The sequence below is a fragment of the Lysobacter sp. genome (assembly GCA_013141175.1).
Classification (GTDB): Bacteria; Pseudomonadota; Gammaproteobacteria; order Xanthomonadales; family Xanthomonadaceae; genus Lysobacter_I.
The window spans coordinates 2,767,889-2,782,103 of the sequence record JABFRN010000001.1; the positions used below are offsets into that span (position 1 = coordinate 2,767,889).

Below are 14,215 nucleotides of genomic sequence, written 5' to 3' on the forward strand. Positions count from 1 at the left end.
CGCATCGATCATCGCAATCGAGATCCGCTTGGCCCCGGGATCCGCAAGGCTCGCGGCGGAAGCCGCCCCTGCACGGCTTCGACGAAGCTCAGCCTTCGCCGAAGGTGATGTCCAGTCCCTTGCGCACGCCGATCTTCGGCGTCCAGCCCAGCGCATCGCGCGCTGCGGTGGTATCGAAATTCGTCAGCGGACGCAGCGAGCGCACGCGATAACGGGTCAGCGGCACATCGCGCTTCAACACCTTGCCCAGCAGTTCCACGCCGATCGCCAGGCACATGAACACCCACTGCGGCATCCACATCAGTTTCAGCCTGTCGCCGAGTTTGCGCTTGCAGCGTTGCAGGTATTCGCTGCGGTCCACCGAATCGGTATCGACCAGGTTGAATATCTTGCCCACCGCCTGCGGCGCTTCCGCCGCCAACAGCAGCGCGTCGACGATATCGTCGCGATAGACCAGCGGCAGCGGCACCGAGCCGTCGCCGATCGCGATCCAGCGCCCGGCCAGCGCGATGGTGCCGTTCGGGGTGACCTGTTCGGCACCGGGTCCGAAGATCTGACCGGGGCGCAGAATCACCGCCGGCAAATGTTCCTTCGCGATCGCATCGGCGACCATCTGCTCGGCATTGAGCTTGGTCTGCGTGTACGCGCCGCGCAGCTGCGGATGCGGCTCGAAGCGGTAGTCTTCGGTCAGCACTTCGCCATTGCGACGGCCGGCGTGGTCGAAGACGCTCATCGAGCTGACGTACACCAGACGCGAGGTCGCGTGCTTGCGACAGGCGTCCAGCACATTGCGCGTGCCCCAGATCGTGCCGGCCTCGAAATCGCGCGGGCCGCCGCGCATCGCCGCACCGACGTGATACACGATGCCGGCGCCGGCCACCGCGTGATCGACCATGCGCGGGTCGCCGAGATCGCCGATCACGCTCTGGATGCCGTCGTCGTTCGCAAACGCGGCGACCGGCCGGCGCACCAGCACGCGCACGGTCCTGCCCTGCGCGCGCAGCGCCGCGACCACCGCGCGGCCCAGGAAGCCGGCGGCGCCGGTGACCAGCGCATCGGCCGGCGTCAATTCGACATAACGCGCTTCGAGCTGCTGCAGGCGCGCGCGGTCGGGTTCGACGCACAGCGGATCCAGCAGACAGGCGAGACGCAGACCGTCCTCGGCCGTGAACGGCGGCGTTTCGTCGTCGCGCACCGCGCGTGCGAACGCTTCGGCGCCGCGCTGGATGCCGGGCGACGGCTTCAGGCGGCCGGTGGCGAAACGCAGCACGTTCATCGGGATGCGGAACACATCCTTCGCCGCGCCGAAGAATGCATTGAGGATGATGCCGATGAATTTCGGGCCGGGCAGCACGCGGTGGATACGGCAGACCTGGGTGAAACGGTCGACCTCGATGATCCCGCGCGTCCCGCGCACGATCAGGCGGTTTTCCATCGGCCGTGCGTTCCACGACAGCAGCAGGCGACCGACACCGGTCGCGCTCTGCGCCTGGGTCTGCCATTCGTCGAAGCCGAGATTCGGATCGGTGCCGCGCGACTGGTAGCGCACATCGACCTGCGAGATCGCGCCGATGAACGCTTCGATGGTGTACAACCCATGCACGCCGAGATCGCGGAACGGATACGAACCCTGCGTCACCATGCCGGGCAGCGGGCCGCCGGCGTAGGGCGGATATTCGGAATTGCGGACGATATCGACCGACAGCACATCGCCGATGTCGCCGTTCTTCGCGGCGTCCAGCGCGCGCATCAGCGCCGGGTCGAACAGGTCGGAGTGGTTCACGCCGAGTTTCAGGCCGGTCGCGCGCGATTTCGCCAGCATCGCTTCGCAGTCGGCAACCGTGTCGGCCATCGGTTTTTCGACCAGCACGTGGCAGCCCATGTCCATCGCCGCCATCGCCAGCGACGCGTGCGAGGCGGGCGGCGTCAGCACGTAGACCACGTTGGGGTCGACGTCGGCCAGTTCGGCCAGGGTCGCGGCGACTTTCCCGATGTTGAAGCGCTTTGCCAAGGCTTCGGCTGCGGCTCGATTGCTGTCGCACAGGCCGACGATGTCGACGAAATCCAGCCGCGACAGCGCGGCGAGATGATGGGTGGCGACATAGCCGGCGCCGACGACGGCGACGCGGAGCTTGCTGGGAACATGTTTGCGGGAAACGGTCATGAATGTACTGCAGGAGAGGAATGTGCGGAGAGACGCGCGGCGACATCGGCGAGCGCCGATGCGGCGCGCGCGTCCCAGGTCTGGTCGGCGACGGCGGCGATGCGCGCTTCGGCGGCGCCCGGTGCGTGGTCGATCACGGCGGCATCGAGCGCGGCGAGGAAACCCTCGCGGTCGTCCACCAGCCGCACCCACGTCGAGAATTTCTCGATCTCCGGATTGCGCACGCTCACCACCGCTTTGCCGGCAGCGAGATATTCGCGCAGTTTCAGCGGATTGGCGTTGGCGACCTGGCGATTGAGCCGGTAGGGAATGATCGCGGCGTCGAAGGCTTTCGACCACGACGGCAGCGTGGCATACGGCTGCGAACCGGCCAGATGCACGTTCGGCAGCGCACGCAGGCCGTCGATCGCCACATGCGCGTGGCCGACCAGCAGGAAGCTCCACTGCGGACGCTGTTGCGCCAGCCATTCGATCAGCGGCACGTCGATCCATTCGTGGATCGAGCCGATGTAGCCGACCACCGGACGCGGCAGATCGCGGGCGAGCGCAGGTACTTCTGTCGCAGGGTCCTGCGCCTTGGCGAACAGTTCGACGTCCACGCCGTGCGGCGAAAACACCGTATTCGGATTGAGCGCGCGCTTGGCTTCGACCAGTGCGGGCGGCGCGACGAACAGCAGATCGGCGCGACGGCTCAGATCGAGATCGCGCTGCGCGATCAGTGCGGCGTCCACGCCCGGGTGCGCGGCGTAATCGTCGATGCAGTAGTACACGCAAAGGTCTTCGCCGAGCTTGCCGGCGTGGACGCCCGGATGCGGCACCACGAACCACGAAATGCGTTTGCGGATACCGGCCAGCCGCAGCGCGCGCCGGACCGCCCAGCGCCCGAACAGGCGATTGAAGGCATCGACGCCAGGCATGCGCCGGAATGGCAGCTGCGGCACCGTGCAGTGCCAGAGCCCATCGGCGACCCGGGTCGGGCGTTTGAAGGCCGCCAGCACTTTGCGCACCGCGCGCTTGAGATCGCGCCCGGAAGCATTGGGCGCGCGCATGCCGGGCGAATCGACGTACAGCACCGGCACATGCCGTGCCAGCCGCACAGCGATGTGATGACTGCTGGTACGGTTTTCGGCGAACCAGTCGTTGCCGAAATAGACGATGCCGTAGCCTTCCAGAGCGGACATCGGTGCTGCCTCATTCATCGCGCCACCAGCCGATCAGCCATGCGGTGCCGCCATGGTGAATCCAGTCTTTGCGCAGGCCGGGCACGGCATCCAGATGCGGGCCGATCCGCCCGCAGGCCGGCGCGAAGAACGTGACCAGCCCGTTGCGACCGAGCTGGCGCATCCGCGCGATCGTTTTTTCCGGCTCGCTGAGGTAGTAAAGCACCTCGCAGGCGGTGACGAGGTCGAAACGGTGGCGGGCATCGCCCCAGGGCTGGCCGAAGATGTCGGTGGCTTCGAACTGCGCCTGCGGCAGACGTTTGCGCGCGCGTTCGACCGCCTGCTGGCTGACATCGACGCCGTACTGCGCGTCGCTGAGCCGGGCCAGATACTCGGTCTGGTGGCCTTCTCCGCAGCCGAGCTCGAGCACCGAGCCGACCCGGCCGAACGCCTGTTCGATGACACGATTGGTCGCTTCGAAGCGTGCGCGTTCCAGTTCCGAGGCCATGTTCCATGGGTCTTCGACGGTATAGGCCAGATCGAGGCGGTCGAAATTGTCGCTGCCGCCAACGCCGCGCAGGGCGTATTTCATCCACAGTCGACGGCGCGCCTTGCGCAGCAGGGTGATGGCCTTGGGAAACATGCCGATGCCCGATCAGTCGCAGTCGCGGTCGTCTGGCGCAACGGCGCGCGCGCGCGCATCGCGCGCAGCCGAGACGCGCAGCGGGCGCAGCGGCGAGCTGTACCAGTCCACGACTTTGTCGCAGCGGAATTCGACCCACGACGGGCCATAGCTCCAGCGCAGCGCATGCATATCGAGCGGTTCCCCCAGAATATCCCGCACCGTGTTTTTCCCCATGCCCGGCGCGATCGCCAGCGTCGCCGGCAGGGGCTTCGCAGTGCGCGCGGGTTGTGTGCCGCGGTCGCCGGACGTTTCGATCGCGGCGACTCGGCCTGCACCCGCGCCGGCAGCGCGATCGCGGCCGTGTTCGGGCTTGTTCTCCACCACCCGCCAGCCCAGCACGGCGATGGCGACCAGCGATACTGTCACGAAGTAACGGGATATTCTGCCAAATCCGGACGCCGGGAGCGGGTTCGGGTGCGGATCGCCCGCAAATGAAGGGCTGCCGGCATCGGTTCCGAGCCGTTCCGGCGACAGCTGGCCGGAGGGCATCGCACCGGGCATCCGCCGATAGCGCATGTGGAAATCCAGCGCCGCATCGTAGAGGCGGTTCAATTGCTGCAGCTGTCCGGTATCCTCTGCGCTCCCGCCCTGGTCCGGGTGGAGTTTCGATACGCGTCGCCGCCACGCACCGCGCAATTCGGCGAGCGAGCAGGTCGAATCGATCCCGAGTTCGCGATACAGCGCTCCGAAATCGGTGTCTTCGGCCATCTCCGCTCCATCGCTGGTGTTCGTGCAAGGCGCGCAGTGGACCGCGTTCGCCGACTGAATGCAAGCAGCCCCGCAGCGTCCGGACATTGGCGGAAAATGCGTTGTGCGTTGAAGACACAGGGGGTGGAATGAGCGGTACGGTTGGGGATGCTGGGATCCGGTCGGGCGAAATGCCGCTGGCCGGTCGTCGGCCACGGTTGGCGCGCGCCTGTGCACGCGCGGGCCTGCTGCCGCTGATCGCGCGGGTACGGGCGGCGTTGCGCCATGATCTGCGCATTCTTGCCTATCACCGCGTGCTGGATGACGCCGAACCGGCCGGCTTCCGTTTCGACCCCGAACTGATCAGCGCGTCCAGCGACGCCTTCCGCCAGCAGTTGGCCATCGTCAAGCGCCGCTTCGCGCCGATGCGTTTCGACGAGCTGATCGATTGCCTGGATCGCGGACGGGCCGTGCCGCGACGTGCGGTGCTGATCACCTTCGACGATGGCTACGACGACAACTATCGCTGCGCATGGCCGATCCTGCGCGATGCCGGCCTGTCGGCGATGTTCTTCGTGTCCACCGGGCATATCGATTCGGGTCGGCCCTACGCCTACGACTGGCTGGTGCATATGCTGTGCACGACCCGCGCCGGATCGCTGCAGGCGCCGGAATTGGGCATCGAATGGGCATTGCCGGACGATCTGGGCGCACGTCGCGCGCTGGCCGCCCGACTGCTCGACGGCATAAAAGCGCTCGATGCGGATGCGCAGCAGGCGTTGATCGACCGGTTGCAGCGCGAATGGTCGCTGCCGTCGGATGCCGGGCATGCCGATTGCCGGCCGATGACATGGGCGCAACTGCGCGAAATGCATGCGGGAGGCATGGAGGTCGGCTCGCACGGCGTGGATCACCGCATGCTCGCGAAAATGCCGCGTGCGGCGATGCGCGAGGAAGTCGCGGCCTCCAAGCGCACGATCGAACGCGAACTCGGCAACGAAGCGCGGGTCATCTCGTATCCGGTCGGCGGCGCCGATGCCTACGACGAGGAGGTCGTCGGCGCCGTGCGCGATGCGGGCTACCGGATGGCCTGCAGTTATCTCGCCGGCCCGGAGGGACTGCATCCGGATGCCCGTTACGCGATGCGACGCATTCCGGTCGAGCGGCAGATGGACGCGGACTGGTTCGAAAGCATGCTCGCGTTGCCGGAAGTCTTCTGCCATCGCTCGCGCACGCGGGGCGGGTAAGCGCGTCATGTTCATCGCGATGCTGCTCTATCTGTTGCTGGTGCTGATCCGGCCGCAGGACTATCCGGCGCTGGTCGACAGCGTCGGCCTGCCGCTGCAGCCGATCATGCTGATCACCGCCGCCGGGTTCTGGCTGCTGTCGCCGCGGAAGCATTTCGATGCGCCGCAGTATCCGCTGTTGATGATGTTTTTCGGCGTGATGCTGGTGTCCCATGTATTCAACGGCTGGATCGGCGGCGCGATCGAGCAGATCGGCAAGTTCGCGCCGGTGGTGCTGGCGTTCGTGGTGTTCGCCAACGGGCTGGATCGTCGCGGCCGGGTGTTGAAGATCATGGCGACGTTCGCGCTGTGCGCTGCGGTGCTGGCGGTGCACGGGATCGAGCAGCGGCAGACCGGGCTGGGCTGGACCGGCGTCGAAATGTCCCAGGGCACGCGGATCCAATACGTCGGCATCTTCAACGACCCCAACGATCTCGGCCTGCTGTTCGTGAGCTGCATCCCGATGGCCGCCTATCTCAGCAGTCGCGGCGGTCTGCTGGGGCTGCGCCGGCTGTTCTGGCTCGCGATCACCGGCGTGCTGATATATGGCGTGTATCTCACCGACTCGCGCGGCGCGCTGCTCGCGCTGCTGGCGGTGATGGGCGTGTACATCTGGCAGCGCAAGGGCGTCATCGTGGCGGGTACGCTGGGTGCGATGGCGGTGGCGGTGCTGTTGGCGCTGCCGTCGCGATTCAGCGAGATCGATGCCGAAGAGGAATCCGCGCAGGGACGCATCGAATCCTGGTACGAAGGATTGCAGATGTTCCAGGGGCATCCGGTCTTCGGCGTCGGGCCCGATCAATACACCGACTACAACCCGCTGACCGCGCACAACTCGTTCGTACTGATTCTCGCCGAGACCGGTATCATCGGCTACACCCTGTGGCTCGCGTTCGTGGTGTATTGCTTCCGGATGATGTGGACGGGGTCGCGGCCACAGGCCATGCAGGCATGGGAAGAACAGGGCGATGAAAACCCTGGCGCGGGCGATCCCGAAATGGACTTGCTTGAATCAGGCTTGGTCGAAACGGACCTGGTCGAAATGGACTCGTTCGAAATGGACGTCGAAGCGCTCGATGCGCGCATCGAGGAAGGTCGTGCGATCGCGATGACGCTGCTGCTGTCGCTGATCGGTTTCTTCATCGCAGCGTTCTTCCTGAGCCGGAGTTACGTCATCATCCTGTACCTGCTCACTGCGCTGGTGGTCGCGCATTACGCCGATATCCGGCGCGACGACCCGGGTCTGCCGCGCTTCGCGCTTGCCGACGACATCCTCCTCTGGCCGGCCGTGGGCCTGGGCAGCGCCATCTTTCTCTACATCGTGGTCAAGGTTCTTCTGGTGATGCAATGACGCTCCGCGCGCGCACGCTCCGCAATACGCTGTTCTCTTCGGTGGCGATGTACACCGAATTCGCGCTCGGCATGCTGACGTCGATCGTCATCGCCCGTCATCTCGGCCCGGAAGGTTTCGGCGCCTACAGCGCGGTCATCTGGCTGGTCGGGATGGGCGTGGCCGCGACCAACTCGGGCACCGCCAGCGCGGCGATCAAATTCGTCGCGGAACTGCGCGGCGGCGGCCGGGAGTCGCTGGTGCGGCCGTTGATCGCCTATCTGCGTCGCGCGCAACGCCTGTTCCTTGCGGCGGTGCTGCTGGTCGGCGCGATGGCGCTGTGGCTGGCGGGGCATCGGGTGGCGCCCGATTTCCATCATGGGATGCTGTTCGTGTTCCTGGTGGTCGCGGTGTCGCTGCGCGCCGGCTACATGTTCAACATCGGCGTGGCCAAGGGCCTGGAGAATTTCCGGATCAATGCGATGGTCGCGCTGTTGTCGACACCGCTGAATCTGGCGATGGTGATGCTGGTGATGTGGTTCGACATGCCGGTGGAGTGGCTGCTCGGGGTGTTCCTGGTGTCGAGCGTGGTGTTCTATACGATGTCGCTCGCGCAGGTGCGGCCCTTGTTGCCGCCGGGCGAGGACCGCCCCAGCCTGCCGGAGGATCTGGTGCCGCGCGTGCGCCGGCAGATGTTGTACAGCACCCTGATCGTCACGGTCGGTTTCATGGCCGCCAGCGAAATCGAAGTGCTGTTCCTCACCGCATACGCGGACCCGCACGCCGCCGGCCAGTTCAAGGTCGGTTACCAGTTGGCCAGCGGCGCAACGACGCTGGTGCCGGGCGTGTTCGGCGCATTGCTGCTGCCGATGATGGCGAATGCCTTGAGCCAGGGGCGCGAAGTCGCGGGCCGGCGTTTCGCTGCATCCACGGCCTATCTCGCGCTGCTGGCGCTACCGCTGGTGGCGTTCGGCGTGGTGCTGGCGAAGCCGCTGATCGGCCTGTTGTACGGCAGCGAATATGACGAAGCCGCCGCGGTGTTCGCGGTATGCCTGGCCGGCACCGCGATCGCGACCTCGGCGCAGGGCGGGTCGAGCCTGCTGATCAGCGCCGACCGCCAGCGCGCGGTGTTGATCATGGTGATCTGTTTCGGCGTACTGAAACTCGCGCTGGATGCCTGGCTCATCCGCGTCGACGGTCTGCACGGGGCGATGATCGCTTTCTTCACCGTTTCGATCTTCAATGCGATCGCCTATGTGACGATGGCGACCCGGGTCAGCGGCATCTCGCCCGATTGGGCACGCATCCTGCGCACGCTGCTGGCGAGCGTGCTGGCGGTGCTGCCGCTGTGGCCGCTGGTGCCGCACCTGCAGGCATGGGCCGCGCTGCTCGCTGGCGCGGTCATCGGCGGTGCGCTGTACCTGCCGCTGACGCTGTCGCTGGGCTGCTGGACGCGCAACGACATCGCGCACATGCAGCAGTTGCACCAGCGTCTGCTGAAGGGGCAGCCGCGCTTCGGCGCGCGCCTGCTTTCATGGGCGCATGCGCGCGCGGGAGTGCCGGTATGAGCGGTGTCTACGAGTCCCTGTTCCGGCGTGCGCTGTATCCGGCCTACGAGTCGGGTCTGCGCAGGCGCAAGACCTTGGCGTACCTGCGCGAATACGAGCGCGACCAGTGGCGCTCCGCCGATGAGCTCCACGCGCTGCAGTGGAGCAAGCTGCAGCGTCTGATCGCGCATTGCTGGCAACACGTGCCGTTCTATCGCGAATGGTGGGGGCAGGCCGGTGTGCGGGGCGCGGAAGACATCCGCGGCCCGGAGGACTACGCGCGACTGCCGTTGTTGACCAAGCCCGTGATCCGCGAGCATTTCGAATCGATGATCGCGCCCGCGTATCGCGATGCGATGTATTTCAAGAGCACCGGCGGTTCGACCGGTGAGCCGCTGCATTTCGGTTACACGCGCGAGAGCTACGAGCGCCGGGTCGCGGTGATGTTCCGGGGTTACGGCTGGTCCGGCGCGCATCTCGGGCAGCGCACGGTGTACCTGTGGGGCGCGCCGGTCGCGGCGCCCGCGGGCTTCCGGTTGTTCAAGGATCGTCTCTACCACGCCGCGTTCAATCGACGCATGCTCAACGCGTTCGACATGAGCGAACAGCGCATGGCCGAGTATGCCGACGCGATCGATCGATTCAAGCCCGAGACCATCATTTCCTACGTCGGCCCGCTGGTCGAGCTGGCGCTCTGGATCGAGCGCAACGGCCGCATCATCCATCGCCCGCAGCGCGTTCTCGGTGCCGCGGAAGCATTGCATGCGCATCAGCGCGAACTGTTGCAGCGCGTATTCGGCGCGCCCGCCTACGACACCTACGGTTGCCGCGAAGTCATGTTGATCGCCGCGGAGTGCGAAGCGCACGATGGCCTGCATATCAACATCGATCATCTGCACGTCGGGTTCCACGGCGAAACCGCCTCGATTCACGGCAGCGGCCCGGCCGAACTGGTGGTCACCGATCTGCACAACTTCGGCATGCCGATGATGCGGTATCTCAACGGCGATCTCGGTACGCCCGGCGCCAGCACCTGCGCCTGCGGGCGACGGCTTCCGAAGCTGGCCAAGGTCGACGGACGCAAGCTGGACGCGCTGCGTACCGCCGATGGGCGCGTGCTTCCCGGCGAGTATTTCGTGCATACACTGATGAATTTTTCGACGATCCGCCACTATCAGATCGTGCAGCGCAGCTTGGATACGATCTTGATGCGGCTGGTGACGAGCGAAGGATTCGACGCCGCTTCGGAAACCACGATCCGCGATGAGATCCGCAAGGTGGTGGGCGACAGCGTGGCGGTCGAGTTCGAGTATCGCGATGAAATCCCGCTGACCGCCAGCGGCAAGCGCCGCGTCACCATCTGCGAGCTGCCGACGTGATCGCCACCGGCAAGGACGCTGCGACAGCGATCGATATCGCGCATGTGGTCGAGAATCTCCAGCGCGGAGGTCTCGAGCGGATGGTGATCGATCTTGTCGGCGCCCAGCAGGCGGCCGGGCATCGCTGCCGGGTCGCCTGTCTGTTCGAGCCCGGCGCGCTCGCGCATGAGCTCGAATCGCAGGGCATCGAGGTGCATGCCTGCCACAAGCGCAGTGGATTCGATCCCGGCGCGATCGCCAGGCTGCGCGCATGGCTGCGCGCGGTTCCGGGCGCGGTCGTCCATACCCACAATGCCAATGCGCACTATCACGCCATCGCCGCTGGCCTGGGCTTGCCGTCGGCGAGTGTGATCAACACCCGCCATGGCATGGGCGCTACGCAGCCCCGCAGTCGCGGCGAGTGGCTGTATCGCCGGGCGATGGCGCGCACCGATGTGGTCGCAGCCGTCTGCGAGGCGGCACGGGCGCGTTTCGCGCAGCAGGGTGTCCGTCCAAGGAAACGGCTGCTCGCGGTGCCCAACGGTATCCGCGTCGAGGATTTTTCGTGCGCGTCCGGGGAGCGCCGCGCCGCGTTGCGCAATGTGCTCGGTCTTGCGCCGGACGTGCGCATCGTAGGCACCGTCGGCCGACTCAACCCGGTCAAGGACCAGGCGACCCTGCTGCGCGCGTTCGCACGCGTGCATGCGGAATCCGCCGACACTGCGCTGGTGCTGGTCGGCGATGGCGCGTTGCGCGCGACGCTGGAAGCGCAAAGCACCGCGCTCGGTATCGGCGATGCGGTGCGCTTCCTCGGCGATCGCAGCGATGTGCGCCAGCTGTTGCAGGGTTTCGACATGTTCGTGCTGTCGTCGTTGAGCGAAGGTTATTCGATGGCGCTGCTCGAAGCCTGCGCCGGCGGCCTGCCGATCGTGGCCACGGACGTGGGTGGAAACCGCGAGATCGTCGTCGACGGCCGCAACGGCTTCGTGACCGCGCCCGCCGATGAGGAAGCGCTCGCCAAGGCCATGGCTGCGCTGCTGCGCGAACCCGCGCACGCCGCGCAGATGGGGCAGGCCGGTCGCGACTGGGCGCTGCGCGAAGCGTCGATCGCGACGATGGCGGCACGTTACGACGTGCTCTACCGGGACGGCGGGCGATGACTTCCGGCATCATTGCGCGCCCGTTCCGGCTCTCCCTGGTCCACAGCCATGGGCCGAATCCGTTTCCACTCTTGCTGAAGTCATGAATCCACGCCCCAGGAAACTCAAGGTATTGCGCTGGTTGCCGAGCCGTTGGGTGCTGACCCGCGGCGCACGGCGCGATCGGGTGCTGCATCTCACCTTCGACGATGGCCCGCACCCGGAGCACACGCCGGCCCTGCTCGATCTGCTTGCGGCGCACCGTGCGAAGGCGACGTTCTTCCTGATCGGTCGCGAGGCGGAGCGTCATCCGGACGTGGTCGAACGCATCGTGCGCGAGGGCCATGTCCTGGGCAACCATACGTGGAGCCATCCGCAGTTCGATCGCCTCGATCTGGTGGCGCAGCGCGGGGAGATCGATCGGACCGACCGCCTGCTCGCCGGTTTCGACGGCCTCGCGCGACACGATTTCCGCCCGCCCCGGGGCGTGCTGCCGCGGCCGATGGTGCTGGACTGCGTCCGCCGCGGCCAGCGTATCGCGTATTGGTCCTATGACAGCCTCGATTACAGCAAACGTCCGGCGAAGGATTTGATCGTTTCGGCGCAGCGTTATCCGCCGACGTCCGGCGAGATCCTGCTGATGCACGACGACAGCGCGCTCTCGCTGCAACTGCTGGAAGCGATGCTGCCCGCGTGGGCGGCAGGCGGGTTCGCGTTCGAACCGCTGAGGCCGCTGCCATGAGCGCGCATCGACATACGGCCTCCAGGGGGGATGGCATGAACATGGGTCGAAAGAACCGGGATGTGAACAACAGGACGTGGCCATGAGCGTGATCCTCGTCATCGCGCTGTGCGCACTTCTGTCCATCGTCGCGGCGGTCATCGTTGTCGTTCGCGACATGCGCAAACGCAATATGCACCTGTGGCTCGGCGACTATCTGTGTCGACGCATGCCCGAGGCGACCGACCGCCCCGTGCACGTGATGTTCTGCTTCGTCGATCACTTCGAGCCGATGTGGAAGGGCGCCGATCTCGACACCCAGCGCCGTCGCGTCGATCGCTGGTGCCACGAGTATCGCGAACTCGCCTTGCGGCATCGCGATGCCGACGGACGCCCGCCGCAGCACAGCTTCTTCTACCCGGAAGAGGAATATGCCGTGGAGCACCTCGACAAGATCGCGTCGCTGTGCGCCGACGGCTTCGGCGAGATCGAGGTGCATCTGCACCACGACAACGACACGGAACAGAATTTCCGCGCGTCGATCGGTCGTTTCTGCAAGACCTTGCACGAACGGCACGGTGCGCTGTCGCGCGATCCGGACACCGGGCAACTGCGGTTCGGTTTCATCCACGGCAACTGGTGCCTGGACAACTCGCGCGGCGACGGCCGCTGGTGCGGCATCAACAACGAGCTGATCCTGCTGCGCGAACTCGGCTGCTATGCCGATTTCACGCTGCCATCGGCGCCCAGTGATACCCAGACCGCCACCGTCAACAGCATCTACTACGCCACCGACGATCCGCTGGCGCCGAAATCGCACGACCACGGCAGCCCGGTGAAGGTCGGCGGCGGCGTCAGCGGCGATCTGATGATCGTGCAGGGGCCGCTTGGCCTGAACTGGCGCGAGCGCCGGATGGCGGTGATGCCCCGGATCGAGAACGCCGATGTGCGCAGGAATTGTCCCCCGACCGAGGCGCGCGTCGATCTGTGGGTGAAGACCGGCGTGCATGTCGAAGGGCGGCCGGAATGGGTGTTCGTGAAGATCCATACCCACGGCACCCAGGAACACGATATCGACACGCTGCTGGGCGCACCGGTCGATGCGATGCACCGCTATCTCGAAAGCGCGTACAACGACGGCAAGCGCCACGTGCTGCACTATGTGACCGCGCGCGAAACCTACAACATCATCAAGGCCGCCGAGGCCGGCGAGCAGGGCGATCCCGGTCGATATCGCGATTACCTGCTGCCTGCACCGCGCTCGTCGTGGGCCGGTGGGCGCAAGGTGCACGCTGCGTGAGCGAGGCGGGCACGGCGGAAGTCTGCGCTGGGAAAGCCGGCGCTGCCGCCGTGACGGCGAAAGTCAGCGTTGTGATGCCGGCCTACAACGCCGCCGCCACGCTGTGCGCCTCGATGGATTCGGTATTCGCGCAAACGCATGCCGACGTCGAGCTGCTGGTGATCGACGACTGCTCCAAGGACTCGACCTGGACCATGATCGAAGACGCCGCCGCGCGCGATCCGCGGGTCGTGCCGATCCGGATGGCGAAGAACGGCGGTGTCGCCGCCGCGCGCAATGCGGGCATCGAGGCCGCGACCGGTACCCATCTCGCGTTCCTCGACAGCGACGACCGCTGGTTGCCCGACAAGCTCGCGCTGCAGCTCGCGCACATGCGCGACACCGGCACGATGATCGGTTACACCGGCTATCGTCGCTTCGACGAAAGCGGGCGTGAGCTGTCGATCGTGCGCCCGCCGGCCGAAGTCGGTTATGCCGATATGCTCAAGAGCAACCGCATCGGCAACCTCACCGGCATGTACGACCGCGCGCTGGGCGATGGCCGTTTCGAGCGCATCGGCCACGAGGACTACGTGTTCTGGCTGGGCATGGTGCGACGCGCAGGGATCGCGCGGCGGGTGCCGACGACCGGGCCGCTGGCCGAGTATCTGGTCCGCAGCGGCTCGCTGTCCGCCGACAAGCGCAAGGCGGCGCAGTGGCAGTGGAACATCTATCGCAATGTCGAAGGGCTCGGGCGGATCCGCGCCGCGTGGTATTTCGCGCATTACGCCGCGATCGCGGTCATGAAGCGGCGGTAGGCGTTTTCGACGGGCGATGCGACATCGCCCGTCGATCACCA

At 66.3% G+C, this 14,215-nt stretch carries 12 protein-coding genes; 8 read left to right on the forward strand and 4 right to left on the reverse strand.

All coding sequences use genetic code 11. The features are described 5' to 3' along the window. Positions 1-88: 88 nt before the first annotated feature. Genes HOP03_12150 through HOP03_12165 form a run of 4 tightly spaced genes read right to left on the reverse strand, consistent with a single transcriptional unit; the run spans position 89 to position 4,717 of the window. Complete coding sequence (locus tag HOP03_12150; GenBank protein ID NOT88923.1) at positions 89-2,164, reverse strand: NAD-dependent epimerase/dehydratase family protein; 2,076 nt, start codon at positions 2,162-2,164, stop codon at positions 89-91. Next, positions 2,161-3,345, reverse strand: a complete 1,185-nt coding sequence (locus tag HOP03_12155) for a glycosyltransferase (protein NOT88924.1) — start codon at positions 3,343-3,345, stop codon at positions 2,161-2,163. The genes HOP03_12150 and HOP03_12155 overlap by 4 nt, the downstream gene beginning before the upstream one ends. A 10-nt stretch (positions 3,346-3,355) precedes the next feature. Continuing rightward, the gene (locus tag HOP03_12160) at positions 3,356-3,967 is read right to left on the reverse strand and encodes a class I SAM-dependent methyltransferase (protein NOT88925.1); all 612 of its coding nucleotides are present in this window, start codon (positions 3,965-3,967) and stop codon (positions 3,356-3,358) included. 12 nt (positions 3,968-3,979) lie between these two features. After that, the gene (locus tag HOP03_12165; GenBank protein ID NOT88926.1) at positions 3,980-4,717 is read right to left on the reverse strand and encodes a J domain-containing protein; all 738 of its coding nucleotides are present in this window, start codon (positions 4,715-4,717) and stop codon (positions 3,980-3,982) included. Between the two features lie 170 nt (positions 4,718-4,887). Between HOP03_12165 and HOP03_12170 the strand changes: the two genes are divergently transcribed. The 8 genes from HOP03_12170 to HOP03_12205 all read left to right on the forward strand — a co-directional run bounded on the left by HOP03_12170 (position 4,888) and on the right by HOP03_12205 (position 14,174). Beyond that, positions 4,888-5,943, forward strand: coding sequence for a polysaccharide deacetylase family protein (locus HOP03_12170; protein NOT88927.1), 1,056 nt, complete (start codon positions 4,888-4,890; stop codon positions 5,941-5,943). Between the two features lie 7 nt (positions 5,944-5,950). Next, positions 5,951-7,333 carry an O-antigen ligase family protein gene (locus HOP03_12175; protein ID NOT88928.1) on the forward strand — a complete coding sequence of 461 codons (1,383 nt, stop codon included), beginning with the start codon at positions 5,951-5,953 and terminating at the stop codon, positions 7,331-7,333. Next, positions 7,330-8,880: a polysaccharide biosynthesis protein gene (locus HOP03_12180; GenBank protein NOT88929.1), complete on the forward strand. Its 1,551-nt coding sequence runs from the start codon at positions 7,330-7,332 to the stop codon at positions 8,878-8,880. The genes HOP03_12175 and HOP03_12180 overlap by 4 nt, the downstream gene beginning before the upstream one ends. Beyond that, positions 8,877-10,238, forward strand: coding sequence for a phenylacetate--CoA ligase family protein (locus HOP03_12185; protein ID NOT88930.1), 1,362 nt, complete (start codon positions 8,877-8,879; stop codon positions 10,236-10,238). Before HOP03_12180 ends, HOP03_12185 begins: the two co-directional genes overlap by 4 nt. 29 nt (positions 10,239-10,267) lie before the next feature. Continuing rightward, positions 10,268-11,377, forward strand: a complete 1,110-nt coding sequence (locus tag HOP03_12190) for a glycosyltransferase (protein NOT88931.1) — start codon at positions 10,268-10,270, stop codon at positions 11,375-11,377. An 82-nt stretch (positions 11,378-11,459) separates the two neighbouring features. Beyond that, positions 11,460-12,098: a polysaccharide deacetylase family protein gene (locus HOP03_12195; protein NOT88932.1), complete on the forward strand. Its 639-nt coding sequence runs from the start codon at positions 11,460-11,462 to the stop codon at positions 12,096-12,098. Positions 12,099-12,180: 82 nt separating this feature from the next. Continuing rightward, entirely contained in the window at positions 12,181-13,377 is a 1,197-nt protein-coding gene (locus HOP03_12200; protein ID NOT88933.1) for a hypothetical protein, read from the forward strand. Then, complete coding sequence (locus HOP03_12205) at positions 13,374-14,174, forward strand: glycosyltransferase family 2 protein (GenBank protein NOT88934.1); 801 nt, start codon at positions 13,374-13,376, stop codon at positions 14,172-14,174. Before HOP03_12200 ends, HOP03_12205 begins: the two co-directional genes overlap by 4 nt. Positions 14,175-14,215: the final 41 nt, after the last annotated feature.

What these genes read in the sequence shown, in the direction of transcription:
- HOP03_12170 (NOT88927.1), top strand. Translation starts at nt 4,888, where the DNA reads ATGCCGCTGGCCGGTCGTCGGCCACGGTTGGCGCGCGCCTGTGCACGC.
- HOP03_12150 (NOT88923.1), bottom strand. Translation starts at nt 2,164, where the DNA reads ATGACCGTTTCCCGCAAACATGTTCCCAGCAAGCTCCGCGTCGCCGTC.
- HOP03_12160 (NOT88925.1), bottom strand. Translation starts at nt 3,967, where the DNA reads ATGTTTCCCAAGGCCATCACCCTGCTGCGCAAGGCGCGCCGTCGACTG.
- HOP03_12175 (NOT88928.1), top strand. Translation starts at nt 5,951, where the DNA reads ATGTTCATCGCGATGCTGCTCTATCTGTTGCTGGTGCTGATCCGGCCG.
- HOP03_12185 (NOT88930.1), top strand. Translation starts at nt 8,877, where the DNA reads ATGAGCGGTGTCTACGAGTCCCTGTTCCGGCGTGCGCTGTATCCGGCC.
- HOP03_12155 (NOT88924.1), bottom strand. Translation starts at nt 3,345, where the DNA reads ATGTCCGCTCTGGAAGGCTACGGCATCGTCTATTTCGGCAACGACTGG.
- HOP03_12165 (NOT88926.1), bottom strand. Translation starts at nt 4,717, where the DNA reads ATGGCCGAAGACACCGATTTCGGAGCGCTGTATCGCGAACTCGGGATC.
- HOP03_12180 (NOT88929.1), top strand. Translation starts at nt 7,330, where the DNA reads ATGACGCTCCGCGCGCGCACGCTCCGCAATACGCTGTTCTCTTCGGTG.
- HOP03_12195 (NOT88932.1), top strand. Translation starts at nt 11,460, where the DNA reads ATGAATCCACGCCCCAGGAAACTCAAGGTATTGCGCTGGTTGCCGAGC.
- HOP03_12200 (NOT88933.1), top strand. Translation starts at nt 12,181, where the DNA reads ATGAGCGTGATCCTCGTCATCGCGCTGTGCGCACTTCTGTCCATCGTC.